Consider the following 24,048-nt stretch of genomic DNA (forward strand, 5'->3'; position numbering starts at 1 on the left):
TTGGTCGTCATCGCCGTGGTGGCAGGAGGCACATTGGGCGGAATCATCGGGGCCCTCGTCGCGGTTCCCGTGGCAGCCGCGGCCGTCATTGTGCTGCGAAAAGTTGTCATCCCGAAACAAAACCAGCGATAGAGCCGTTCCGGCCGCGTCGCAGAAGTATCCGCGGGAAACCCGGACAGGAAAAAAATGAAGCGTCTGTTCAAATCGGCGGCTGCCGGCCTGATGGTGTTTTTAGCACTGCTCATCGTTTATGGCACCTTCGTGGAGCCCCGTCTGATCCTCGTCGATGCCGTCGATCAACTCACGGCAGCACTGGAGTCCCGCGGGGTGACGGTGCTGCAGAACGCGGCCTCGCCCCTAACGGTCACCGGCAGCGATGGTACGGGTCAACCTCTGCACATCGTTGGCATCGGCCCCGCCTACAAGGGCTATGCCGACGTCGACCAGGCCCTCAGCGGAGTCCCTGACGCGGATCCGCGGATCGTCATGATGCACAACCCCGTAACGTTTCCAGCTATCCCTGCAGACAGCGCACCTCTTGCCGTCGCCGGCCATACCCGCTGCGGATAGATCGCGGTCCCGGGGCAGCCGCAGTGGTCCTGGCTCGCCCGGACCACCAAGGAAACCATGGTGGCCGATGGATTCGCTCCGGAGGAATACGGGGAGCAGGGAACGCCTTGTTTGTCACCTGCGGGATCGGTTCAGCAATCTGCCGATGAGAATCAGCGCACCGCCCCAACTGGTCTTCTTCGAATTACAGGCAGCGAATTAGGCATAGGGCCATACACCGGAAACGGCTGGGCCAACCACAAGCTGGACCCTTGCCCGATGCGCTTTGTCCTGGACTGGCCCCGGCGCGCGTGCCGGGACATGTACGGGAAATTGGCAAGGTGCTTGCTGACGAAAACCCGGGGGTGTGCTCAGGCAAAACGAAGGCGCTGGCCGGAAGCAGGACGACTCCCGGGCCAGCGCCACAGCAACGTCTGCTGTCCCTTTCTCATCCATGCGTGAAACAGGTGCTAATCAACGGATGGGCAGGTTCCAGCGGTAACCCTTTATGTTTTCGAGGCAACGCAACGAACTGTTCAGCGGTTCCTAGCCGCCCTCTTCGACGACTTCCTCTTCGACGACTTCCTCCTCCGCCGCGTTATCGTCGCATCCGACGACGCCTAGGGCGGACAGTGGCAGTATTGCTGCTACTGCCGCCTTTCTCCACCACGAATTCATGCGTCCGTTTCTCATGACTTCTCCTTCGTGTGCAATGGACCGCTGGCGCGGCGGCGCCATACACCGGTTGCAGGTGGACGCGCCAGTCGTTAAACGGTAAGTACCCCTGCTGTCGTGGATCAACCCTCCGCGTGCATTCTCGGCCGCATGAGTGCCGTGCAGGTCCAGTGGCTCGACACGCTCGGTGCCTGGCGCAGCACCGTCAATGGCGACGGGAAACGCACGGGGGACGAGTCCCACGCCCAGTTGCTGCAGTGGCACCGTTTGCACCGGCCGGAGGCGGCCTGAGTGGCCTAGGCTCCTGCTAGCGTCGCGGTCTGCGTAGCAAGGCGCAGACTAGAAACGTTCAACCTTCGGTGAGCCGAAGCGCAAGTGTGTCCTGTCCCTCCGAACCAGGGTCGCGCCGGTCTAGCTTCTCGGTGCGTTCTTCTTCTCGAATGTCTGCCTAACGAGGGCAGGCGAGGCGAGGTGTGATGGTTCTAGGGAAACGGTGGCCGGTGGTTATTCGGCTTCCACTGTGATGCGGTGGTAGCCGGTGGCGCCGCTTGGGATGACCGGGGCGACCTCGGCGGTCTGTATGACACCGTCTGCGTCGATTGCCCGCACGGCGAGCTCGTGGAGACCCGGTTCGAGCACTACCTCGGCAACCCACTGGCGCCACGTGTCCGCGGAAATCGCGGCCAGCAGCTCGGCTGGCTGCCACGCTCCGCCGTCGACCTGGACCTGGACCGCCTCAATCCCAAGGTTCTGCGCCCAGGCGTACCCCGCCATCACCACTGTGCCTGCCGGTACCACTGAACGGGGGCGCGGTCTGTCGATCCTGGCGGAAGTCTTGATCGGCCCCCTGGCCGTCCAGCCGCGCTCCGTCCAGTACGCAACTTCGTTCTCAAAGCGCGAAAGCTTCAGTTCCGTCACCCATTTTGTTGCCGATACATATCCATACAGGCCCGGAACCACCATCCTGACCGGGAAACCGTGCTCGTAGGGAAGGGGCTCATCATTCATCCCCACTGCCAGCAAGGAATCACGCTCATCCGTCAGAACTTCAAGCGGGGTGCCGGCGGTCCAGCCGTCCACGCTGGTGGAGAACACCATGTCCGCGCCGGCGGTCGGCCTCGCCTGGGCAAGTAGCTCGCGGATGGGCCAGCCAAGCCATTTCGCGTTGCCGATGAGATCTCCACCGACGGGATTCGAAACACAGGCCAAGGTCAGGTACTTCTCGACCAATGGTTTTGCGAGCAGCTCGTTGAAGGTCAGTTCGATTTCGTTTTCCACCATCCCGGTGACCCTGAGCCGCCACGACGCAGGATCAACCCGCGGTACCACCAGAGCGGTATCGATCCGGTAAAACTCGGGGTTCGGAGTAACGATCGGCGGAACTCCCGGCAGGCCCGCCGTCGCGCCTGCCGGGATAGGACCGGCGGGGTTCACTGGTGAAGGAAGGGTCACGGCAGAGCGCAGTTCGACGACTCCGGTCTGCGTACCCCGCAGGGTTGTGCTGGCAACGACGCCGGCCACTGCCACGACCGCGCCGGCGCCTGAGGCTTGCAGGAAACGACGCCGGGCCACGGAGCTGCCGTCACCGAGTTCAGTGCTGTTCCATCGGCGCAGTAACTGGCCGAGCGAGACGATGATCAGCGCCCCGGTTACACCAACCACGATCGGTGGTGCGATGGCCGCGGGTTCTGCTTGCGGTGTGGCCAGGACAGCGGCAAGTCCGATGAGAGCAAACACGACAATCACCGCAGCTCCCACGTAACGACGGCGGAACTCGGCAACACCGGCAACCGCGGCAAGGACACTAATCACCGCCGCCATCACGACCAACAGGACGGCCTTATCGGCGGTGCCGAAGGTAGCGATCGCCCATTCCTTCAACGGTTGCGGCATCACATTGATGACGGTCGAACCGACAGCGGTCACAGGAGTCACAGCAGGGCTGACCACAAGAGCAACCAGTTCACCGGCGGCCGCCGCGACGCCCACCGCAACCACTCCGGCCAACGCCGCCCACCACAATTTCCTGTGCACTTTGGGTTCCTGCCCCAGCGTTGACGCAGCGGCGTCGGCGCTGTCTGGTCCGTCGTATCCTGCCAGCGTAACCAGCAAGGGCTCAGCCCCGACGCCAACCATCCAATCGTGAGGCAATCGTTAGGTACCCTAGCCATCAGCCGGTAGTGGCCAACACGGTTGCCGGCAAACCCGAAAAGGTGATCGGCAGGCACGGAACCGACGAAGCCCATGACGCGCTACTTGTGAATCATTGTTCTCGAGGTGGGTGAACGGTTCGGGCGGCTCACCCACAGGTGGACGGCTTTGAGCTCTATCCTTCGGGCTCCACCCGCCCACAGGTGGATGACCCATCAACAGTCGACATCCGTGCCTTCGGTGGCCTAGGGGCCTGTAATCAGGGGCCCAGCGTGAAGGGGGCTGTGCACGTCCACCGCTTGCTCAAGGCGAGTCCTCCCGTGTCGGTGATGTGGTGGGTGTGTGCATGCGGGCCTTCTGGTTCCTGCTGTCCAGATGTGTGCGGGAAAAAGCAGCGGAGCGTGGGGAGCTTTTGCCGTGCCCATGTGGGCAGGAGGCGCAGCAGCCGGCCACTCAAGGGCTAGATTGTGGAAGACGGAGGAATTTGCCAGCGAGTTAGCTGGCATTTCCTGCATAGTGTTCAGGCGAGGATCCATCAACATACCAATGCTCCGAACACAAGGCTGGACTGTTGGTCCCCAGCGGTCCTATTCAGCGAGTGTGACGGTCGTAGTGGGCTGTAAAGGACGGACTGAATTATCACCTCGAGTCCGAGTTTGGATCCTTCTGGTTGAGTAGCTGCAGCTGCTCCCTGATGTCGCTCAGTTCTCGGCGCAACGCATTATCACTTTCGATCTCGGCTTCCGTATCGGCGGTCACGCTCTCCACCAGCCAGGACGCCAGAGACGCCGTTACGACACCGAGCACGGCGATGCCGCCGATCATGAGCGCTGCAGCGATGGAACGGCCAGGGGCGGTGACCGGGAATTGGTCCCCGTATCCGACGGTCGTGATGGTTGCCATCGCCCACCAGAGCGCGTCACCGATCGTGGTGATGTTCGCATCGGGCGCATCCCGTTCAACGTCAAGAACGGCCAGCGCAGCCGCATAAGACAGGATGGTTGCAGACGTAGCCACATAGGTGAGCAGCTGGCCCCGGAGAGCGTGCCCGCCAGCCCGGTGTAGGACCCGCAGCAGAGTCACCAGGCGCAATAGCCTCAACGGGCGGAGCATGGGCAAGGCAACGATCAGAAGCTCATGAATGTTCCGGATGAACCATAGGCGCCGATCCGCTGCCAGGGACAGCATGACGACGTAATCGACCAGGAACACCGCCCATATGACCCACAGGAATGTAGTAAGGATGTCTTCGGACCGGCCCTCGGGCTGACCAATCACTTGCACCGAATACACGATCAGGAACACCACTGCGGCACCTGCCAGCGGTCACTCGGTACGGGTACGCCACGCTTCTTGAGTCATGGCGTTATCCTATTGACCTCCTTCGGGAGGGCCTGCAGCCGTGAACACGCGTGGGCGGTAGGCCCACAGCCAGGGGGAATTGATTCACCGCGCTCCTCGCCATATGAACCGAAATACCGTTTGGACATGCTTGAGCAGCCGCGGCCCGTGCAGATTGGACTAACGTAATGGGCCGTTATCGGCATTCACTTAATCAGAAGGACCTCGGCACCCTCCAGGGTGTCGGATCCGTTGAGAATGAGTAGAGCAGGTGGGGTGTCTGTCACTGAAAGGGCGGCAGTTAGGAGTTCATATGGCAAATCTCGACCTGCGGGATTTCCTACGTCGCCGTTGTCGAACAGTAGAGCAGCATCACCACGGTCCTACTGGTAGGTGACCAACCACGGCTTCGGATCAACGATGGTGTAGGTCTGCTGGGGCGTGAGCATCGGCTGGTCCTCATCATAGAAGTTCTTCCACGAGGGCCAGATCCCTTCAGGAGGCACGGACTGCAGGGCGGCCCAGGTCTCAAGTTTCTGGTCCGGGGTGCCGTGACCGTCGGCGTGCAGAGTGATGGCCAGCTCTGTCCTCGAGGTGTCGAATTCTGCACGGTCGTTGATCATGTCGATGCGGAACTGGTGGACCATGAGGAGTTTCTGCGGCAGGTTGCGGTCCCGCGTAAGGTCCGCAAGCCAGGTCGAGACCGCGTTGATCTCTGCGGCACCGACGGTGCCGATCTGCTCGAGCGGCTGCTGGCCCTGTGCCAGACGCCATTCAGGATCAAGCGCGAGTCCCACAAAGGGGCGTGCAAGGAACTCCTCGTACAGCTTCGCCTGGGACAGAAAATCGCTGCGCCCGGACTGCAGGTCCAACACCACGTAGACGCCTTCCTTCTCTGCGGCGTCAATCCATGGGCGAAGATCCTCCAAGGTCGTCTCGGTCGAGTAGTCGCCGTCGTCACCGGGTTCAGCGCTGGCGATCGTGGCGATAAGGTCCAGGGCCGGAATGACAGGCTCATCGCTGAAGGGCTGGTATTGGGCAGCGAGTCCCTTGACTCTGGCGATGGTTTCCTCAATTCCTTGTTCCCCCAGGGCGCCCAGTGCCGGGCCGCTCGGGTGTCCATAGAGGGCCACCATGCGCCGGCCGGGAAAGACGGTCTGGCCTCCTCCGGGCAACTGCACGCCTGTAGCGGCGACCGCGGTGTGTGCGGCGAATCCGGCCTGGGTGCCGAAGGCTTCTCCGACCGCGAGGATGGGCGAGCCTGCGTGGCTGCGGACAGCTTCGACCGCGGCCGGGGTGGACCGCGGATCGGCATCCGTAACGATTTCGACGTTGGCCCCTGCCGCCCGGGCGGTCGCCAGGGATGCGGGAGCGGACGCACCTGTTGCCAGCACCAGCGCCGGGGCCGCCTGCCCTGCGGGCTGGAACTCCGGCAGCTGCGTCATCGTCGCCAAACCTGCCAAGCCCGTGCCGGCACCGGATGCGGTGGGCTGCGCCGATGCGGATCCGGCCGGGGGTACCGAAGCCGGTGGGCCGGCCGTATCCGAGGAAATATGGATCAACCGCGGGTTGCTGTCTTCCAGGCCGCTGACCGCGGCCACCACATCCGGTGCCTGTACCGGCTCCTCCGTGACCTCCAGTCCCAGAACCGATTCGAAACCGTAAGCGTCGGTGGGTCCGGCGAGCATGTCCCGCGAACCCAGAAGCCCCGCCCAGTCCGCGGCGGGATCGCCGTAGCCCACGATCGTCTCAACCCCCAACCTCTCGATCTCGGCAGCGATCTCCGCCACGCCCTCACCGCCGGGGCCAATAACGAGCAGCGGGATGTGTAGGCCGGCCGCCGCACTGGCGGCGGGGCCGAATTGTGCGTCAGTGAGGGAATAACCGCCTTCGGCATGACGGGCGAACACGACCGCTGCCGGACTGCGCTCAAACAACGCGCGGCTCATCTGCACGGAAACCTGGGGCCCGGTGCCGGTCACGACCTCGCCGCCTGCCGCGGCCGGCTGGGCCAACTCAACAGTGGGCACGGGCGATATAGCCGAATCGGTCACCCCAGGTCTCGGAGGGTGATCAGTTGTGCAGCCCGTCGCTGCGACAAGGACCACAAGGGCAAGGGCCACACTGGTGCGCCGGAGACGAAGGACGATAACTGCCTGCTTTCACGAAAGGTTCCTCCACTTAGCCTATGCCCAACGCCCCGAAGCTCGACCCCTGGCGCAACCGGACCTGCTCGGTGAATGGCTGGCTCTTAGAAAGCTTTAGGTTTTCGGGACGCACTAGGGCGGACTGTGGTCCGATTCGGCGTCCGTCAGGTGAGGGAAATGACCTCGTAGGTATGGCCTGCCGCGCGCAGCCTCTCAACCAGGACGTCGCCGAGGGCGGTCGCCGGGGTCAGCGATCCTGCAGCGGGCGGCAGGCGGGCGCCGTCGAGGGCAAGTGAGAGCGCTGTCTCCCCGGCCATCACCGCGGTGGCGGCGTATCCCGGGTCGCCGGGCCCGGCTGCGACGGCCCGGTACCGCCGGCCGCTCTCTGTGGAAGCAGTCACCTCGGAACGGAACCAGCCTGAGCGCCGCGCGGCCTCGCTCGGGCCCGCACCGGGCGACGGAAGGACGCGGTCCAGTAGTTTCCTCGTGAGAGGTATGGCCAGTGTGGCTCCGAACACCCGTAGGCCGAGCGCCGTCGCTCCGGCAATGACGGCGCCGGCGGGCCCCCGCCCCATACCCATCACCTCGCCGTACCGCAGGGACCGACCGTAGGCCCAACCCTGCAGGGCATTGCTGCGACGCACGATCCGCGTGTTCGCTGACGCCATGATGAAGGGCGCGGTCCGCAGGCCGTCCTCCGCACGGCCGACCCACCCCAGGTCCGCCGGCTGCCGGGTCGAGGGCTCCGCCGTCCGGTCCGGACTGAGGGAGTAGGGATCGCCCGCGAGCGATCGCAGCACAGGGTCCGACCGCATGCCGTCGAGCTGCCCACGCATCGACTCGATGGTGCCGCCGCTGAAGCCACCCTTCGCCCTGGCGACGAGCTGCACCTCGGTCAGTCTGCCCGCGCCGTCGGCCTCCACGGCACGGTGTAGGAGGAGCACTGCGAGGTCCGACGGGACGGAGTCGTAGCCGCACGCATGGACGATCCGTGCACCGGTAGTTCTTGCCAGGGTGTCGCAACGGTCGATGGCTTCACGGACGAAGGACACCTCGCCCGTCAGGTCCCCGTAGTGGGTGCCGGCGCGGGCACACGCCTCGACGACGGGCAGTCCGTACTTTGCGTAGGGACCCACCGTGGTGAAGAGAACTGTGGTGCCCGCGGCCAGCGCAGCGAGCGAGTCAGGGTGATCCGAGTCGGCCTCGATGAGGGCCCAGTGGTGTGCGGCGACGGGCAGCCTGGACCGTACGGCCTCGAGCTTCACTCTTGACCTCCCGGCGAGCCCCACGCGCAGGTCCGGCGGAGCGTGGTCCGCAAGATATCCGGCGATCAGTTCACCGACGAAGCCGGTCGCACCGAAGAGGACGAGGTCGTGGTCGCGCGCTGGGGCCTCCATGCCAGCAGTCTTCCACGGCAGCGGCCGGACCGACGCGGAGAAGTGCCTACCTCTCCTGTAGCTGAAGCGCCCCGTCACCCTGAAACTAAATCGCAGATCATCACTAGATCGCGAGGGCCGGTGCCCTGACCAATCATCTACTCGTCAGGTGTTGCGTCGAGTACACCGTGAGCAGCCAATCTGCGGCGGCAGTGGTGTCTTATTCATCCCTGTCGGTTAGTGGGTCGATCTAATCGAAGGCCGCCGAGAGGTCAGAAGCCGGGCATCGCGGACGTGGCGCTTTAGAGCGCGAGCGTTTGGCCGTAGCCATCAGGAAGAACATCATCAACACCGGCCTGCATCCTCCCGACGATGGCCGCTCGGGAACCAAGCTGCGACGAGTGACTCCAATGCTCGTACCGTTTGGTCAACATAATGGGCCGTTATCGGCGTTGGGCTGCCGGCCCCTTGCCTCCGGGGTAGCCGCACGGTGCCGGCCTTGCTATGTGTGGCCCGACGCTGGAGCGAGCTGGCCAAGGTAATAGTTCTTCGGCCAGTGCCTGATCCGTTGCGGAAGCAGCGGATAAACCCTGGCCAACAGACTTATCGTGCATTTGAAACACAGACGGTGCCGCTGGTTCCACGGCAGCCGGAAGTCCTTCCGAAGCCGGCGCGGCAGGAGCCCTGCCGTGATCAGGCGCGCCAGCGGCATGACCAGGCGCATCACGACCGGTCCGGCTGACGGATAAAGCAGGTCACGTGCAACGCGCACCGCGACCTCATCGGCTTCCAGTCCGGCCAGGGTGCGGTTCCAGTATTCGCGGAAGGCCGCCCTGTCAGCCGGCCACATTTTCTCCGGCAGCTGCAGGGCAGTGCCGATCCTGGCGTACTCGCGGTAGACAACATCGGCCGAGGCCTCGTCGAGCGGGCCGTGGATTTTCTCGTGGACCGTGACCATTGTGTCGTACAGGGTTGCCACCACCCAGAGCTGGGTTTCGGCGTCGAAGGCGTTGTACCCCCTCGAGGCGGCGTCCGGCTGGCGGCGGACACGGGCATGGGCCCGGTTTACGGCACGCCTGACGGCGGCCACCTGGCCCGAGGTGCCGTAGACCACGGCGTAGACATAGCTCATCGTGCTGCGGAGCCTGTCCAGGGGGCGCTCGGAGAAGTTGCTGTGTTCAGCGATGGCATGACCGATGGCAGGATGGGCGATCTGCAGCAGCACGGCGCGCCCCGCGCCGGCAAGCAAGACACCCTCCGCCCCGATGTCGGCAAGTCCACGAACCATTCAGACACTATACCCGAGCGGTTTTCCGGGGCTGTGGCAGGTCCGGATGGCCCCGGCAGGACGTTCTCATGCCTGGCCCCGGTTCACTGCCGGCAAGGCCCGTACCCGGATGCACGTCCGCCGGCGCGGCCGCGGCTGCCGGGCTGTTATCGGCGTCTGTGCAAGGCGTAAAAGGACCGTTTGTGACCTGCAGCGTTGATTTGTGTGCTGGTCGTCTCAGTTGGTATCAGAAACCAAGTGCTGAACCATTACGGCCATTCTGGACCGCGAGGATGGGTTCTGACCCTGTGGGGTCCACACATTGGCGAAGTGTGGTGCCCGATCCGCCTGTATAGGGACCAGACAGAACATCCGCTTCCTAGGCCATCACATATCAAGCCCTCTGATGTCCTCGGGCGAGGATGCGGCCGCGGAGGCGGTGAAGGTGCGGCATGATGCCGTAAATCACGATGGGAACCGCGGTAGTGGCGAGCACGAAGGTGCGCAGGACAGGGTGCAGCATTTCCAGCCAGTGCCCGAAGGCAAGGTTGATGATGGTCAGTGTGGGGAAGACGGCCAGCCAGATCATCAGCGCGAGCTGGTGTTTCGTTGGTGGTGTGGGGCGGTGGGTCGCGGTGGATGCGGACATCGGTACTCCAGGAGTGTCTATGGGCGGAATGGGCGGGCAGGGTGTCGAAGTTTCTTGTCAGATGCCGAGGTTGAAGTTGTGGACGGCGACCCGGACGTCTGCGTCGATGAGGTCGGCGTTGATTGCCATGGCGGAGGAGGATCCTTCGCCGGCAGCGGTGATGACTTGGGCCCGCGGGTTTGACACGTTGCCCGCTACCCAGAGGCCGGGAACAGTGGTGAGGCCGGTACTGTCCTTGACGGGCCAGCCTGTTTCGTCAGTCTGGCAGCCGACGCGGGTCAGAAGGTCGTTGTTCGGGACGAAGCGCGGCGGCACGAACAATGCGTCACGGCGGACGATGCGGCCGTCATCCAGTTCCACTCCGAGGAGGCGGTCATTCTCTACAACGACCCGCTTCACGGTGCCTTCGACTATCCGTATGGCCCGGGCTAGCAGCTCGGAGCGCTGGGGAACGGTTAGGGACCCGGCCGGTACGAACAAGACCAAATCTTGGGTCCATTGTCGAACGATCTGTGCGTAGCGTACGGCCTCGGGGGAGCCACCAATGACTCCAAGCTGCTGGTCGCCGACCTCGTAGCCATGGCAGTACGGACAATGCAGAACATCGCGTGCCCACCGGTCGCTGAGGCCTTGAATGTCGGGCAGTTCATCGCGCAGGCCGGTGGCCACGAGCAGGCGCCGTGCGGCAACACGTTGGCCGCCGGAGAGCAGCACCTGGAACCGGTCTTGTCCGCAGCGGATCAGTTCCGTGACAGTTCCCTCAAGGACCTCTGCACCGTAGCCCTTCACCTCGGCCCGGCCGATGGCAAGGAGCTCGGCTGGCGGTAGACCGTCTTGAGATAAGAATCCGTGCATGTGTGAAGCCGGGGCGTTCCGCGGAGCACCCGAATCAACCACCAGCACCCTGCGGCGGGCTCGGGATAGAACCAGTGCTGCCGACAATCCGGCGGCACTGCCGCCGATAATCACTACGTCATAATTGCTCATAACCCTAGAGTGCCCACGCACTCCCAGTCCGCCAACGAACGTTGCCGTTTCCGGGAATTGCAGGGTCCGGTGGCCCTTCAGGTGATTGGATGGCTCTGTGGACGACCAAACAACGGCGATCGAGGCGACACTTGACCACATTGGCGCCCGACTAAAGCAACTGCGCACCCGGCGCGGCGTCACCCTGACCAGCCTTGCGTCCACCACCGGTATCTCCAAGAGCACGCTCTCCCGTCTGGAGACAGGGCAGCGGCGTGCGAGCCTGGAACTCCTCCTTCCCCTGGCGCTGGCGTTCCACGTTCCGCTGGATGAGCTGGTTGGCGCCCCGGAGGTCGGAGACCCCCGCATCCGCCTGAAACCAGCCAACGCCAATGGACGTACCGTGATCCCGCTGACCCGCCAGCCCGGCGGTATGAAGGCGTGGAAAATTATCATTCCCACCTCCAAGTCCATTCCCGAATTGAAAACCCATGAGGGATACGAATGGCTGTACGTCCTATCGGGCCGCATGCGGCTTGTCCTTGGAGACCATGACCTGGTTTTAGGCCCTGGGGAGGTGGCTGAATTCGATACTCACGTACCCCACTGGTTCGGGAGCACAGGGGAACGGCCGGCGGAAGTCCTCAGTGTGTTCGGCGGGCAGGGCGAGCGGATGCACGTCCGCGCTAAGTCCACTAAAGAACCAGCCGAATAGCGCGTACCGGTAGCGGTCCGGTAATTCGCGAGCCGCTGCCGGGCAGTCCCTCGCGTTCTAACCATCACGCAGACTAGGCGTGGGGCGTATTCCGGCGAGGAACGTGCGGCGACGTCCACGTAGAGCGTTGCCCATTCATCTGACGAAAGTGAGCAATCGCGTGGGCTCCGTTTCCCGGTTTTGGCAACAAAACCCGACCGCGACCTGTCGGAGACGCACCCTCAAGGTACGACCTTTTCGCAGCTGTCTAGCCAGTGCGTATGGGACGAGCAAATCGGGTGTTGACCGCTTCTCTCACTTATCAAGGATGAAAATCATGAAATCTCCAAAACGTCTGGCCCGAACCGCCGGCGCGCTGTACCTAGTCGTCGCCATCCTGGCTGGCTTCGCCATCGGCTTTGTACGTAACAGCATCTACGTTCTCGGCGACCCGACCGCCACCGTAGCGAACATTGCCGCCAATGAGGGCCTGTTCCGACTGGGCTTCTTGGCGGACCTGACGCAAGCGACGCTGATGCTATTCATTGTGATGGCGCTCTATCTGCTGCTTCAACACGTCAATAAGAACATCGCCCGGGCGATGGTTCTGATTGTTGCCATCAGCGTCGCAATCCAGACGTTGAATCTCGTACCCTCGTTGGCTGCGCTCAGGGTTGCCACCGATCCGGACTATGCGGCCTCAGTTGGTTCCGACGGTGCGGGCTCTCTCGCGATGCTGATGCTGGATATGCAACGGGACGGCTTCCTGATCGCCCAGGTGTTCTTCGGTCTCTGGTTGCTGCCTCTTGGATACCTGGTTCTCAAATCAACCATGTTCCCGCGGGGGCTCGGTGTGCTGCTGATGATCGCGTGCTTCAGCTATCTGGTTCACCTGCCTTTCATGTTTTTCTGGCCCGAAGTAGGAACGATACTCACGCCGATCATCGCCGTGCCAGCAATAGTGGCCGAGGTCTGGATGGTGCTGTATCTGCTCATCAAGGGTGTGCGGACCCAGGAACCCATCGAGGATGCACGAGTCGCGGCTTGACTGACCAAATCCGACGACGAAACCCAATGATCAACAGCACCACAGCCGCGCAATGAACGGACCAAGTGGTGCCGACACCACTAAGTAGCCGACACGCCTAAGTAAAGGAAATGCCGTGATTCGCAGCAAAGAAGAACATCGTCCGGCCAGTCGCGCAGGAAAAGTCGCGGCGGCTCTGCTGATAGTTGCCGCTGGCTTCCAAGGACTGCTGGCGGCCGGTGCACCTTGGGGTGAAGCTGCATACGGAGGAGCCAACTCCGGGGTCCTGCCCGAGACTCTTCGCGTAAGCAGCGCCGTCGCCGCCGTGGTCTATTTGGGGCTGGCAGGCATTGCCGGAACCGGGCTGGCCCCCACATCCATTCGCAGCCGCTTTATGTACGGCACAAGTGCGTTGATGACCGTCGGAGCCATACTGAACATTGCTTCCCCCTCACTCGTAGAACGCATCATCTGGACTCCGGTGACCATACTGCTGGTTATCAGCCTCTGGCGTGCGGCCAGGTTAGATGCAGCCGCACCGCGCGAGAAGACGATCACCCAGAGGCTCTCAAGCTTGAGTGGATGAAGGGGATGGGCTTTGATGAAGCACGAATCAGGGATCGTCATTACCATCCAGCCTGAAGGGTCTACAGGTTGGGAGGACGACGTCGCCTTTCAGCGACAGCCAGATCGCCAATGCCCGCCGGCTCATCGAACAGGGGCAACCCGCCTCCCATGTCGCACGTGACCTCGGCATGTCGAGAGCCACCCTGTACCGGCGAATCGCCGACCTCGACGCACAGCAATGGATCGCTATCCACCCAGATTCCACGAACGTCTAGATTCCAGTTGAGAAGCCAAGAGCCGACGGTGCGAGAAGCTTCTTCGAAAGAACCGCCAATCGATCCGGGGAAGGCGCTTGTGTCGCGGTTTCTCGTCAGGCTGGGGTGGCTTGGAGACGGGTGATGATGGTGATCAGCTGGTTTCGTAGGATTTGGTCGGGCATCACGGCTTTCGGCCGGGACCTTAGTCATCTGATCTATGCGCCGTAATACAGTCTTGCCGCGCTGCATGAGGCGGATGCGTGTTGAACGCCTGTCCTTTGTGTTGCGGGCCCTGGAGACCAGCCCTTTGAGTTCGAGCTTTTCAAGGACCTAGGTCTAGGCCGGCGTTTCGGCGTTTCGTGTTGGAGTCATTGACGCGTTCCCGCTTGATCTCCAGCTCCATTTGAGCCAGGCAGCCATAACGGTGAAGACCATCGAACCCATGGGTGTGCCGGTATCGACATTCCCGCCGCCGAGGTACAAGACTCGCAGGTTCACCTTTTGAGCTCGAAGTTCATCGGCCAGGGAGAGCATGTTTGAGGTGGAGCGCCCGAGAGGATCAAGGGTAGTGACGATCAAGGTGTCACCTCCATGCAGTGCGTCGAGGGCTTTGTCGAACTGGGGCCGCCGCGCATGAGCACCGCTGACGCCGTGGTCGTGTACAGGTCATCGAGGTGGACGCCGGCGGCGAGTAGGTCGGTGACTTGCCTGTCGGTGTCCTGGACGCGAGTTGATACCGCGCGTACCCGATCAGCTTTCCCACGCCGTTCCTCAACGTCGATCTGTCCCGGATGGAGTTCGTAATCGTTCTGCCCGGCCGCGTCGCGGAGCAAGGTGAAGAATGATTCAGTCAATAAGTCGGCACCGGTGAGAGCGTGGACCCGATGTATCGGCTCACCGTGGCACAATTTGTGCACAGTGTTCACATTCGGCCTGACCTGCGCACTTCAGGCTTCGGGAACCGTGAGGAGGCGGCGTGACGCATCGGAAACGCACCACTTACCGTCACGGTGACCTTCATCGTGCACTCGTTGCGGCAGGAACTGATCTTGCCCGCGAGGGCGGGCCGTCCGCCGTCGTGCTTCGCGAGGTCACACGCCGCGCAGGGGTGACACCGAACGCCGCCTACCGGCATTTCGCGGACAAGCGTGCACTTCTTCACGCGGTGTCGATGGCGGCGCAGGCCGAGCTTGCCCGTTCAATCGAGGATGAGCAGTCGAAGATTGACCGGAACGACGACGGTGCCGCCGTCGCGAGGGCACGCCTGCGCGCGGTCGGTGCGGGTTACGTGCGTTTCGCGCAGACGCAACCGGGTCTATTCCGGACGGCGTTCGCGGAGCATGTGGACCTTCGCGATGCTGCCACCGCGGCCTCGGCGGGGGAGAGCGGGCTGACTCCGTTTCAGCTGTTGTCCGCGGCGCTGGACGGCTTGGTCGAAGCGGGTGTCCTCCCGGCGGAGCGGCGCATGGGAGCGGAGTTTCTGGCGTGGTCGTCAGTACACGGGTTTGCGATGCTGGTCATCGACGGGCCGCTCCGGGGGCTTGACGTGGAGCAGCGGACCTTCGCTGCACAGCGTCTGCTGGAGATGGTCGAAAAGGGCCTGTGACCCGGTCAGTCCCACCTTTGCGCAGCTGCTCGCGTCCGAGCCCTGTACCGGAGCACGTGCCCCCGCGCGAACAGTACGATGGCGGTCACCACCAGTACGGCACCAATGGCCAGCAGCATCGGTGAACCCGGATCGACGGGCTCACCTCGAACCGATGCGCCCGCGAAGTCGGACAGTCCCTGCGGGATGAAGAGGGTGCTGAGAAAGATGAGCACCCCACCAACGATGAAGTGCTTTACTCCATTTTTCACGGACGTCCCATCTGTAGCGAACAGGTATCCAGCCTACCGAGTTACAGCCGACGACGGCGTCACGGCCCACCTCCTTTGTCGGATGCGACGCCTAGGCTGGTTTCGTGACAACCACCGTTCCCGACCGTCGTCAGCTTGGCCGCTCCATCCTCCGCCTGGCTGTGCCTGCTCTCGGCGCGCTCATCGCCGAACCGCTCTTTCTCCTGGCTGACTCCGCAATTGTGGGTCACCTCGGAGTGAATGAACTGGCAGGCGTGGGGTTGGCTTCGACCGTGCTTCAGACCGCCGTCGGGCTCATGGTTTTCCTCGCCTACTCGACCACACCCGCGGTGGCCCGCTTTCTCGGGGCCGGCCGGATGCAGGATGCGCTCGCAGCAGGGCGCGACGGCGTTGGCCTGGCTCTTCTGCTCGGTATAGTCCTGTCGATTCTGGGCTGGATTTTCGCGCCGGCGCTCGCCGCCGGAATGGGTGCGGAGGGGCAGGTGCACCAGTTCGCCGTCGACTACCTCCGGTTCTCGATGCCCGGACTGACCGCCATGCTGATCGTGCTGGCTGCAACAGGTGTGCTGAGGGGGCTGCAGGACACCCGCACACCCCTGGTTGTTGCGGCAGTCGGGTTCGGAGCGAACATTGTCCTCAACTTCCTGCTGGTCTACGGAGCAGGGCTGTCTGTCGCCGGATCTGCGCTGGGCACCAGCATCGTGCAATGGGGCATGGCCATTGTCTACCTGATCATGATCTACCGTTTCTCGCGCAAGAATTCGGTGGCTCTGCGGCCGACTTGGCGGGGAGTCCGCGCCACGGCCCGGGTCGGTTCGTGGCTCATGCTGCGGACAGCCAGCCTCCGCTTCGCAATCCTCGCGACGGTGGTGGTCGCGACGGCGCAGGGGCCCGTTTCACTTGCAGCACACCAACTGGTGATGACCATCTTCACCTTCCTCGCGTTCGCGCTGGACGCGCTCGCCATCGCAGCACAGGCACTCATCGGGAAGGAACTCGGTGCCGGGAACCGCGCGCTGGCGCACGCCCTGACACGAACAATGATCCGGTGGGGTGTCGCATTCGGTGTCCTCACCGGGCTGTTGCTAGCGGCAGCCGCACCATTCCTGGACTGGATCTTCACCACGGACGAATCTGTGCAAACCGCCTTCACGGTCGGCCTCTGGGTGCTCGCAGCGGCACAACCCATCTGCGGGTATGTCTTCGTTCTGGACGGCGTGCTCATCGGTGCAGGGGACGCGAAGTACCTGGCGCTCGCCGGCGTCGTGAACCTTGTCCTGTACATTCCACTGCTCGCACTGGTGTTCGGCGCTGATCTGACGGGTGAGGCGGGCATCGTCTGGCTGTGGGCGGCATTCGGCGTCGGTTACATGGCGGCGCGTGCGCTAACCCTTGGGTGGCGCGTCCGGAACGACCGCTGGATGGTTACCGGTGCGGCCTAGGACTAAACTTGCAACGTCCCACATGCCGCAGGAAGGCCGGAAATGAGCGCCGAAACGGCAGGCAAGCCCGCGCTGCCCGGGCTCTGGCGCGCCTTTCTGCTGCATGGCGCTGTAGCCGGCGCATTCGGACTGCTCACAATTTTCTGGGGACTGCCGTCGGTTCACGTGATGTCCGTCGCAGGGGGACTCTACTTCCTCGGGCTGGCCGTCGCGGTTCACCTCACAGAACAAAGTCTTCGTAAGCAGGACGCGATGCCTGCCTGGCTCACCCGAACGGTGCCGGTATTCCTCGCAGTGGTCGGGCTGCTGAATCTGTGGGTCCATACCGACAGCATGTTCGCCCAGACCGGAGCGCTTGCCCTGGTCCTCATGGGCGTGGTGTACCTCATCGTGTGGGCCAGAAACCGCGGGAAGCACATGGCTGCCTGCGACTTCCTCCTGACCGGGATCGTGACGTCGCTGACCGGTCTTCTCCTGCCGCTGTTCCAGGCGCTGGGGGCGCACGCACTGCTCGGTGTGGCAGGTGGCGGTGCGGTGATCACCGCCGTCGTCCTCGCTCTCGCGGCGCTCAGCTACCGGCATGATTCCCGCCAGGTCTCCGGCGCGGCAACCCCCGCGAAGCCCGTAAACTAGCTTTCTACTATTCGTAGAAAACATTGAGGAGAAGGAACCGTGTCCAAGCAGGTCAAGGGCGTCAAGGGTCCTCTCATTTTCTCTGCCGTTCTTGCTGCCATCGCCGGAATCGCGACCATGGTTTTCGCCACCGGTGGGGGCACACGCGAACTTCGCGTCGACCTGGGGCTGACCGCCGCGGGCATTGCCTTCATCGTCTCCCTCGTAATCAGCGCGCTGCTGCTCATGACGGAGAAGCCCAACGATGAGCATCTCGGAAAGGGTACGGGGATCAATCGCTCGTCCTCCAAGATGCGGCGCGGGGCAGCAAACCTTGACGAGCACGGCAACCCCCGTGGCTTCAGGCCTGGAGCCACCGACGACGACGCCCGCTAACCCAAGGATCGCACCATGACTGTTCCGGAGATCAACGTCCTCGCCGTCATCATCGCCACGCTCTCCACCATGGTGATCGGCACTATCTGGTACACCCCCAAGGTCTTCGGGAACTACTGGATGCGAACAGCGAAAGTGAACCCGAGCGGAGACGCGAAGGACGCCGTCAAGCCGATCCTCATCACCCTCGTGGTCAGTTTCATCAGCGCCTCGGTCCTCGCGGGCGGCGCTGCCATCGCCCAGGATTTCTACGGCGGCAACTTCCTGGTCAATACCCTTATCACCGCGGTCATCCTGTGGGCGGGGTTCACCGCGTCACGGTTCATCACACATGATGCCTTCGAGGGGCGCCCCGCCGGACTTACTGTCCTCAACGTCGCCCACGAGCTGGTTACCTTCGTGGTGATGGCACTGATCATCGGCCTCTTCGGGATCAGTGCGGCCTGACTTCCGGCGCCGCCTGCGGGAGGTTGCTCTTAAAAGGTGAACTATGTTTCACTTGTTGTACGGAGGGGAGTATCCCCCTGTCAGTCCATCGTCATTACGGCGGCCCGAGTGCTTCCCGGTGGACGGGCCGGCAGTCCGGCGGGAAAGACCTCCAGTTGGTAGTAACTGACTGGAAGCAGGTACCCCATGAACGTGCCCTTGTGGCTCTGGTTGGCCGTCATCGGCCTCATTCTCCTGATGCTGACCGTCGATCTGGTGGCGCATCGTCGTGCACATGTTATTTCCGTCCGCGAAGCCGCCATCTGGTCGACCGTCTGGGTCATCATGGGTGTGGCGTTCGGCGGGGTAGTGTGGCTCGGTTGGGGCGCCGAGTTCGGCCAGCAGTATTTCGCTGGTTATGTCATCGAAAAGTCGCTGGCCGTGGACAACGTTTTCGTCTGGGCCATCATCTTCGCCTTCTTCGGTGTGCCCCGTCAGTACCAACACCGTGTCCTCTTCCTGGGCGTTCTCGGAGCTCTCATCTTCCGGGGGATTTTTATCGCTGCCGGGGCGGTGATTATCGCAAGTGCCGAATGGGTGCTCTACGTGTTCGCGGTATTCCTGATCTTCACCGGCTACAAGATGCTCAGGCAGCGCAACGAGCACATCGACCCGGCGAAGTCACGGACTCTGAAACTCTTCCGGCGTTACGTTCCCATGACCGATACCTTCTACGGTCAGCGCCTTCTCGTGCGGAAAAACGGACTTCTTCTCGCAACGCCGTTGCTCGCTGTCCTGGTGATGGTGGAGGTCACCGACATCGTCTTCGCGGTCGATTCGATCCCCGCGATCTTCGCCGTGACCGATGAGGTGTTCCTCGTGTTCACCGCCAACGCCTTCGCAATTCTCGGTCTGCGCGCCATGTACTTCCTCCTCGCGGACCTGATCCACCGATTCATCTATCTGAAGGTCGGACTGGCTCTGGTGCTGGTGTGGGTCGGCATCAAGATGGTGCTCAAGGTCGACCTTTATTACATTCCTACCCCGATCTCCCTGGCAGTAATCCTCACGATCCTCGCCGTCTCGGTTGCGGCCAGCCTTCTTGCGACTCGTGGGCAGAAGCGCCAGGTGCTCCCGACGCCGACGACTCCTCCATTCCGTGAGGCCACACCTGAAGAGATGGATGACCTCCAGCCGCTTTGGCGTAAGAATGGCGTGGTGGCCGGTGTGGGTGCCGGCAAGGGGGACACAGGCACAGACAACTAAGGAGGCGGCATGTCGGGTGCCGTGGAGGGCCCGGCAGCAGGCCAGGAACCGGAGGACACGAGGGACGAAAGTCGCCCCTCGTGGACCATCCTCACCAACCATGGGCACGTTCTGCTGGCGGTTGCATACGATCCGAACATGCTCGTTGAAGATATCGCCAAACGTGTGGGCATCACACGGCGCGCAACCCTCCACATCCTGAAGGACCTCGAGGAGGCCGGGTACATCCAGCGCGTGAAAGAGGGGCGTCGGACGCACTACCTTGTGGAGGGGAACCGCCCATTCAGGCACCCCGCTGAATCAGACCACGACGTCGGGGCGCTGCTGAAGATCTTCGCCAGGGAAGTCCCCGGGAACGGCCACCCGGACCACTGAAGTGCTCGTTAGCATGGACCTATGGCTCCAAACGTAAACATCACCGGTGACAGCGAGGCGGATCAGCTGCTGTCCGACGATCCGCTTGCCCTCCTGGTCGGCATGCTCCTCGACCAGCAGGTCGCAATGGAAACGGCATTCGCCGGACCGGCCAAGATCAAGGACCGGCTGGGCACCTTCGATGCCGCCGCCATCGCAGATCACGACGCCGACGGTTTCGGTGAGTTGTGCCGTACCCCTCCCGCGGTGCACCGCTACCCCGGAAACATGGCGGGACGGATTCAGTCGCTGTGCCGCACCGTGGTCGACGAGTGGGACGGTGATGCGTCGGCGATCTGGACCCGCGGTGAACCCGACGGTCCGGAGGTTCTGCGGAGGCTGAAGGGCCTGCCCGGCTTCGGTGACCAGAAGGCGAAAATCTTCCTCGCGCTGCTCGGAAAACGCTATGGCTTCACCGGACAGGGCTGGCAGGAATCGGCCGGCGCCTACGGTGAAGAAGGAAGCTTCCGGTCCGTTGCGGACATCGTGGACCCGGAGTCCCTCACGAAGGTGCGCGAGACCAAACGGGCAGCAAAGGCCGCCGCGAAGCAGAAAGCCTGACCCCACTCTATGAGTTATGACCGTAACCCGTCTTGACTCATAACGCGTCGGAGCTTAACGTCATCACTGTAAGACCATTTTGGTTATGACGTTATGAGGAGTCCCATGAGAAGCGGTACCGCTACCGGACTGTGGCTCGCGCTTCTGTCGGCTGCCTGCTTCGGCGTCTCCGGCCCGTTCGCGAAGTCACTGCTGGAAATCGGTTGGAGCCCGGGAGCCGCCGTTGGAATCCGCATCGGCGGCGCTGCCCTCGTGTTGCTCATCCCCGTCGCCATCGGCCTCCGTGGACGCTGGGGCACCCTCCGACGTAATGCGCTCACGCTCATCATCTACGGGGTGACCGCCATAGCGCTGTGCCAGTTCTTCTACTTCAGTGCGGTGCAGCGCATGTCCGTCGGTGTCTCCCTGCTCCTCGAGTACCTCGCACCCGTGCTCATTGTGGGCTGGCTGTGGGCCCGTTCTCGTCGGGGGCCGAGCAGGCTGACCATCAGCGGGTCCATCGCGGCCATGCTGGGCCTGCTCCTCGTTCTCGACCTCACCGGGGACCAGCGGCTGGACCCCATCGGCGTGCTCTATGGACTCGCAGCCGCTGTCTGTCTCGCCGTGTTCTTCGTGATGGCAGCCAAGGCCGACGACGATCTCCCGCCCCTCATCATGGCCGGCGGAGGCATGGTGGTCGGCGCGCTGACAATCCTGGTTCTCGGGCTCGTGGGCGTGATGCCCTTCACGTTCGAGTTCCGCGACGTTACCCTCGCCGGCTGGCAGACTCACTGGCTCGTTCCGGTTCTGGCGCTTGTCCTGATCGCCACGGTGCTCGCCTACGTCACCGGCATCTTCGCCGCTCGTTGCCTCGGCTCGAAGGTCGCATCCTTTGTCGGGCTTACGGAGGTCATGTTCGCAGTCCTGGCGTCCTGGCTGATCCTGGGCGAGCTTCCTTCTCCGATCCAGTTGCTTGGCGGGGCGCTCATTGTGGGGGGAGTGGTCCTCGTCCGCATCGACGAACTGCGCCAACCGGCGGACCCCGCGGACCCGCTCGACCAGCCGAACGCCGTCGAACCCGTGCCCTCCGCTCGGCGCAACTGAGGGATTACTTGCCGAACCGGCGCAGCCGTAGCGAGTTGGCCACCACCAGCACGGAGCTTGCTGCCATGGCACCGCCGGCAATCATCGGGTTCAGTAGGCCCAGCGCGGCAACCGGGATGCCGATCGTGTTGTAGAAGAACGCCCAGAACAGGTTGCTCTTGATGGTGCCGAGCGTCTTGCGTGAGAGCTCGATCGCCTGAGCCACCTGGTCGAGGCTGTTGCCCATCACGGTGAGGTCGGCGGCTTCAATTGCAACGTCGGTACCCGACCCCATCGCGATACCGAGGTCCGCCTGGGCCAACGCAGCGGCGTCGTTCACGCCGTCGCCGGCCATCGCCACGGTGGCTCCTTCCGATTGGAGCCGTTTCACGGCGTCGACCTTGCCTTCGGGGAGGACGTCAGCCATGACGTCCTCGGGCGCGATGCCCACTTCCGCGGCGATCTTCCGTGCGACCGGGGCGTTGTCACCGGTGAGCAGCATCGGCCGAAGACCCAGCTCCTTCAGCCTCGCAATGGCTGCGGCTGAAGACTCCTTGACGGTGTCCTGGAGGCTGATCAGCCCCACAACCTCGCCATCGACCGCGACCCAGATCGCAGTGGAACCGGCCTCCTGCTCCGCAGCGAGGGCCGAACGGTGCGCGTCGGTGATGACGACGTCGTTCTCTTCAAGCCAACCGGCACGCCCGGCCAGCACCACCGAGCCGCCAACCGTGCCGCGCACGCCGCCGCCGGCGGCGCTCACGAAATCACTGACCTTCGGGTGCCCCGGCGCGGCCGCGGCGATGGCCTGGGCGATCGGGTGCTCACTGGCTGACTCCACGGCCGCCGCAAGCGCCAGCACGTCCTCACGGCCACGAGAACCAAGTACGACGACGTCCGTCACCGACAACCGGCCGCTGGTCACTGTTCCGGTCTTGTCCAGGACGATGGTGTCCACCGTTCGGGTGTCTTCAAGAACCTGCGGCCCGCGGATAAGAATGCCGAGCTGGGCTCCCCGACCTGTACCGGTGAGCAGCGCCGTCGGGGTTGCAAGGCCGAGCGCACAAGGGCAGGCAATCACCATGACGGCGACGGCGGCGGTGAATGCGGCCTGCACGTCTCCCGTAAGGACCATCCAGGCAATGAAGGTGAGTACAGCGATGACCAGGACCACCGGCACAAACACGGCGCTGACCCGGTCAGCAAGCCGGGCGATGGGTGCCTTGCCGCTCTGCGCCTGGCTGACCAGCCGCCCCATCTGGGCGAGGGTGGTCTCGCTTCCCACCCGGGTTGCGCGGACAATCAGGCGCCCGGAAGTGTTGATCGTGGCACCGGTAACCGTGCTTTCCGGCCCAACCTCGACCGGAAGCGATTCCCCGGTGATCAGAGAGGTGTCAACGGTGCTGCGGCCGTCAACAACGAAGCCGTCGGTGGGAATCTTCTCGCCGGGTCGGACAACGAACTCGTCACCATGCACCAACGACGACGCCGGCACCTTCACTTCGACGCGTTCGCCGTTGCGGTCGCGCAGCACGGTCGCGTCCTTGGCGCCCAGGTCCAGGAGCGACTTCAGCGCATCACCCGCCCGCTGCTTGGCGTTGGCTTCGAAATAACGCCCGAGCAGAAGGAAGGTCACGATTACGGTGGCCACTTCGAAGTAAAGCCCGTGATCGCCCATGTCCATTCCGACGTGCGCAGTGACCATGGGGTCGGCGAGGAGTTGCACGAGGGAGAAGAGGTAGGCCGCCGTAACGCCGATGGACACGAGTGTGTCCATGGTGGAGGAGAAGTGCCGGGCGTTAATGGCCGCGGCTTTGTGAAAGGACCAGGCCGACCAGGTGACCACCGGCGTGCTGAGCGCCAGCACCACCCAGCCCCAGTGCGGGAACTGAAGTGGCGGAATCATCGAAATGAGGAACACCGGCACGGTGAGGATGGCGGCTGCGATCAGACGCGGCCGCAGTTGAGCGGCCGTCCCGCCGTGCGTCAGGTGGTCAGGGCTGCCGTCGTGCCCAGCGGGCGCCAACCCGGCAGCGGCCGGTTCGCCTTCCGACGACGGCCCCGGTTGGTGCTCCTGCTTCTTCAACTGCGCGGTGTACCCGGTGGCGTTGACGGTCTTGACGATGTCCTCGTCCGAGATGTGCGCGGGTGCCGTGACCACCGCAGATTCCAACGGCAGGTTCACGCTCGCCTCAACACCGTCCAGCTTGCCGAGCTTCCGCTCCACCCTGCCCACGCAGGAGGCACAGGTCATGCCCTGGATATCCAGTTCAACGGTCCGGGTGGCGCCTGCTGTCTCTGCAAGGTCCGGTTCGGTGGTCATGATGGTCCTTCCAGGCCGGCTGG

25 protein-coding genes and 1 pseudogene are annotated in these 24,048 nt (G+C 63.4%); 15 read left to right on the plus strand and 11 right to left on the minus strand.

All coding sequences use genetic code 11. The features are described 5' to 3' along the window. Positions 1-186: 186 nt before the first annotated feature. A complete protein-coding gene (locus tag AC4D2M_RS16205) occupies positions 187-570 on the plus strand; it encodes a hypothetical protein (protein WP_490892927.1) in 384 nt (127 codons plus the stop codon). A 525-nt stretch (positions 571-1,095) separates the two neighbouring features. Here AC4D2M_RS16205 and AC4D2M_RS16210 read toward each other — a convergent pair. Further along, on the minus strand, positions 1,096-1,242 hold the full coding sequence (locus AC4D2M_RS16210) for a hypothetical protein (protein WP_490892928.1): 147 nt from the start codon (positions 1,240-1,242) through the stop codon (positions 1,096-1,098). Positions 1,243-1,374: 132 nt separating this feature from the next. Between AC4D2M_RS16210 and AC4D2M_RS16215 the strand changes: the two genes are divergently transcribed. Then, positions 1,375-1,515: a hypothetical protein gene (locus AC4D2M_RS16215; protein WP_490892929.1), complete on the plus strand. Its 141-nt coding sequence runs from the start codon at positions 1,375-1,377 to the stop codon at positions 1,513-1,515. Between the two features lie 213 nt (positions 1,516-1,728). On the opposite strand, the gene AC4D2M_RS16220 is transcribed toward AC4D2M_RS16215, so the two are convergent. The 7 genes from AC4D2M_RS16220 to AC4D2M_RS16250 all read right to left on the minus strand — a co-directional run bounded on the left by AC4D2M_RS16220 (position 1,729) and on the right by AC4D2M_RS16250 (position 11,142). Continuing rightward, positions 1,729-3,375 (minus strand): molybdopterin-dependent oxidoreductase, encoded by a 1,647-nt coding sequence (locus tag AC4D2M_RS16220; RefSeq protein ID WP_490892930.1) that lies wholly within the window; start codon positions 3,373-3,375, stop codon positions 1,729-1,731. A gap of 639 nt (positions 3,376-4,014) precedes the next feature. Beyond that, positions 4,015-4,683: a potassium channel family protein gene (locus tag AC4D2M_RS16225; RefSeq protein ID WP_490892931.1), complete on the minus strand. Its 669-nt coding sequence runs from the start codon at positions 4,681-4,683 to the stop codon at positions 4,015-4,017. Positions 4,684-5,099: 416 nt separating this feature from the next. After that, complete coding sequence (locus AC4D2M_RS16230) at positions 5,100-6,746, minus strand: hypothetical protein (RefSeq protein WP_490892932.1); 1,647 nt, start codon at positions 6,744-6,746, stop codon at positions 5,100-5,102. 281 nt (positions 6,747-7,027) lie between these two features. Further along, positions 7,028-8,260, minus strand: a complete 1,233-nt coding sequence (locus AC4D2M_RS16235) for a saccharopine dehydrogenase family protein (RefSeq protein ID WP_490892933.1) — start codon at positions 8,258-8,260, stop codon at positions 7,028-7,030. A 481-nt stretch (positions 8,261-8,741) separates the two neighbouring features. Beyond that, positions 8,742-9,527, minus strand: coding sequence for an oxygenase MpaB family protein (locus tag AC4D2M_RS16240; RefSeq protein ID WP_490892934.1), 786 nt, complete (start codon positions 9,525-9,527; stop codon positions 8,742-8,744). A 373-nt stretch (positions 9,528-9,900) separates the two neighbouring features. Continuing rightward, entirely contained in the window at positions 9,901-10,155 is a 255-nt protein-coding gene (locus tag AC4D2M_RS16245) for a putative antibiotic biosynthesis monooxygenase (RefSeq protein WP_490892935.1), read from the minus strand. A 57-nt stretch (positions 10,156-10,212) separates the two neighbouring features. Next, complete coding sequence (locus AC4D2M_RS16250; RefSeq protein ID WP_490892936.1) at positions 10,213-11,142, minus strand: NAD(P)/FAD-dependent oxidoreductase; 930 nt, start codon at positions 11,140-11,142, stop codon at positions 10,213-10,215. Positions 11,143-11,239: 97 nt separating this feature from the next. Between AC4D2M_RS16250 and AC4D2M_RS16255 the strand changes: the two genes are divergently transcribed. From AC4D2M_RS16255 to AC4D2M_RS16270, 4 genes are all read left to right on the plus strand, one after another. Continuing rightward, positions 11,240-11,836, plus strand: a complete 597-nt coding sequence (locus AC4D2M_RS16255; protein WP_490892937.1) for a helix-turn-helix domain-containing protein — start codon at positions 11,240-11,242, stop codon at positions 11,834-11,836. 307 nt (positions 11,837-12,143) lie between these two features. Further along, positions 12,144-12,863, plus strand: coding sequence for a DUF4386 domain-containing protein (locus AC4D2M_RS16260; RefSeq protein ID WP_490892938.1), 720 nt, complete (start codon positions 12,144-12,146; stop codon positions 12,861-12,863). 115 nt (positions 12,864-12,978) lie between these two features. After that, on the plus strand, positions 12,979-13,428 hold the full coding sequence (locus tag AC4D2M_RS16265) for a hypothetical protein (protein WP_490892939.1): 450 nt from the start codon (positions 12,979-12,981) through the stop codon (positions 13,426-13,428). A gap of 124 nt (positions 13,429-13,552) precedes the next feature. After that, positions 13,553-13,684 carry a helix-turn-helix domain-containing protein gene (locus AC4D2M_RS16270; RefSeq protein WP_490892988.1) on the plus strand — a complete coding sequence of 44 codons (132 nt, stop codon included), beginning with the start codon at positions 13,553-13,555 and terminating at the stop codon, positions 13,682-13,684. A gap of 310 nt (positions 13,685-13,994) precedes the next feature. On the opposite strand, the pseudogene AC4D2M_RS16275 reads toward AC4D2M_RS16270, so the two are convergent. Further along, positions 13,995-14,429, minus strand: a pseudogene (locus AC4D2M_RS16275) (recombinase family protein); the annotation flags it as partial. 213 nt (positions 14,430-14,642) lie between these two features. On the opposite strand from AC4D2M_RS16275, the gene AC4D2M_RS16280 reads away from it, so the two are divergent. Then, positions 14,643-15,272 carry a TetR/AcrR family transcriptional regulator gene (locus AC4D2M_RS16280; RefSeq protein WP_490892940.1) on the plus strand — a complete coding sequence of 210 codons (630 nt, stop codon included), beginning with the start codon at positions 14,643-14,645 and terminating at the stop codon, positions 15,270-15,272. 5 nt (positions 15,273-15,277) lie between these two features. Here AC4D2M_RS16280 and AC4D2M_RS16285 read toward each other — a convergent pair whose 3' ends face one another. Beyond that, positions 15,278-15,523 (minus strand): hypothetical protein, encoded by a 246-nt coding sequence (locus AC4D2M_RS16285; protein ID WP_490892941.1) that lies wholly within the window; start codon positions 15,521-15,523, stop codon positions 15,278-15,280. Positions 15,524-15,627: 104 nt separating this feature from the next. Here AC4D2M_RS16285 and AC4D2M_RS16290 point away from each other — a divergent pair, with 104 nt between their 5' ends. The 8 genes from AC4D2M_RS16290 (at position 15,628) to AC4D2M_RS16325 (ending at position 21,723) form a co-directional block, all read left to right on the plus strand. Continuing rightward, positions 15,628-16,965, plus strand: coding sequence for an MATE family efflux transporter (locus AC4D2M_RS16290; RefSeq protein WP_490892942.1), 1,338 nt, complete (start codon positions 15,628-15,630; stop codon positions 16,963-16,965). Positions 16,966-17,007: 42 nt separating this feature from the next. Then, positions 17,008-17,598, plus strand: coding sequence for a hypothetical protein (locus AC4D2M_RS16295; RefSeq protein WP_490892943.1), 591 nt, complete (start codon positions 17,008-17,010; stop codon positions 17,596-17,598). Between the two features lie 39 nt (positions 17,599-17,637). Beyond that, positions 17,638-17,973, plus strand: coding sequence for a hypothetical protein (locus AC4D2M_RS16300; RefSeq protein ID WP_490892944.1), 336 nt, complete (start codon positions 17,638-17,640; stop codon positions 17,971-17,973). 15 nt (positions 17,974-17,988) lie between these two features. Further along, a complete protein-coding gene (locus AC4D2M_RS16305; RefSeq protein WP_490892945.1) occupies positions 17,989-18,420 on the plus strand; it encodes a DUF1761 domain-containing protein in 432 nt (143 codons plus the stop codon). Between the two features lie 186 nt (positions 18,421-18,606). Continuing rightward, the gene (locus AC4D2M_RS16310; protein ID WP_490892946.1) at positions 18,607-19,665 is read left to right on the plus strand and encodes a TerC family protein; all 1,059 of its coding nucleotides are present in this window, start codon (positions 18,607-18,609) and stop codon (positions 19,663-19,665) included. A gap of 9 nt (positions 19,666-19,674) precedes the next feature. Beyond that, entirely contained in the window at positions 19,675-20,040 is a 366-nt protein-coding gene (locus AC4D2M_RS16315; RefSeq protein ID WP_490892947.1) for a helix-turn-helix transcriptional regulator, read from the plus strand. Positions 20,041-20,061: 21 nt separating this feature from the next. Continuing rightward, entirely contained in the window at positions 20,062-20,640 is a 579-nt protein-coding gene (locus AC4D2M_RS16320; protein WP_490892948.1) for an HhH-GPD-type base excision DNA repair protein, read from the plus strand. A gap of 105 nt (positions 20,641-20,745) precedes the next feature. After that, positions 20,746-21,723: an EamA family transporter gene (locus AC4D2M_RS16325; RefSeq protein ID WP_490892949.1), complete on the plus strand. Its 978-nt coding sequence runs from the start codon at positions 20,746-20,748 to the stop codon at positions 21,721-21,723. Between the two features lie 4 nt (positions 21,724-21,727). On the opposite strand, the gene AC4D2M_RS16330 is transcribed toward AC4D2M_RS16325, so the two are convergent. After that, entirely contained in the window at positions 21,728-24,025 is a 2,298-nt protein-coding gene (locus AC4D2M_RS16330) for a heavy metal translocating P-type ATPase (RefSeq protein ID WP_490892950.1), read from the minus strand. Between the last annotated feature and the right edge of the window lie 23 nt (positions 24,026-24,048).

Source organism: Arthrobacter sp. TJ-270 (assembly GCF_058269075.1).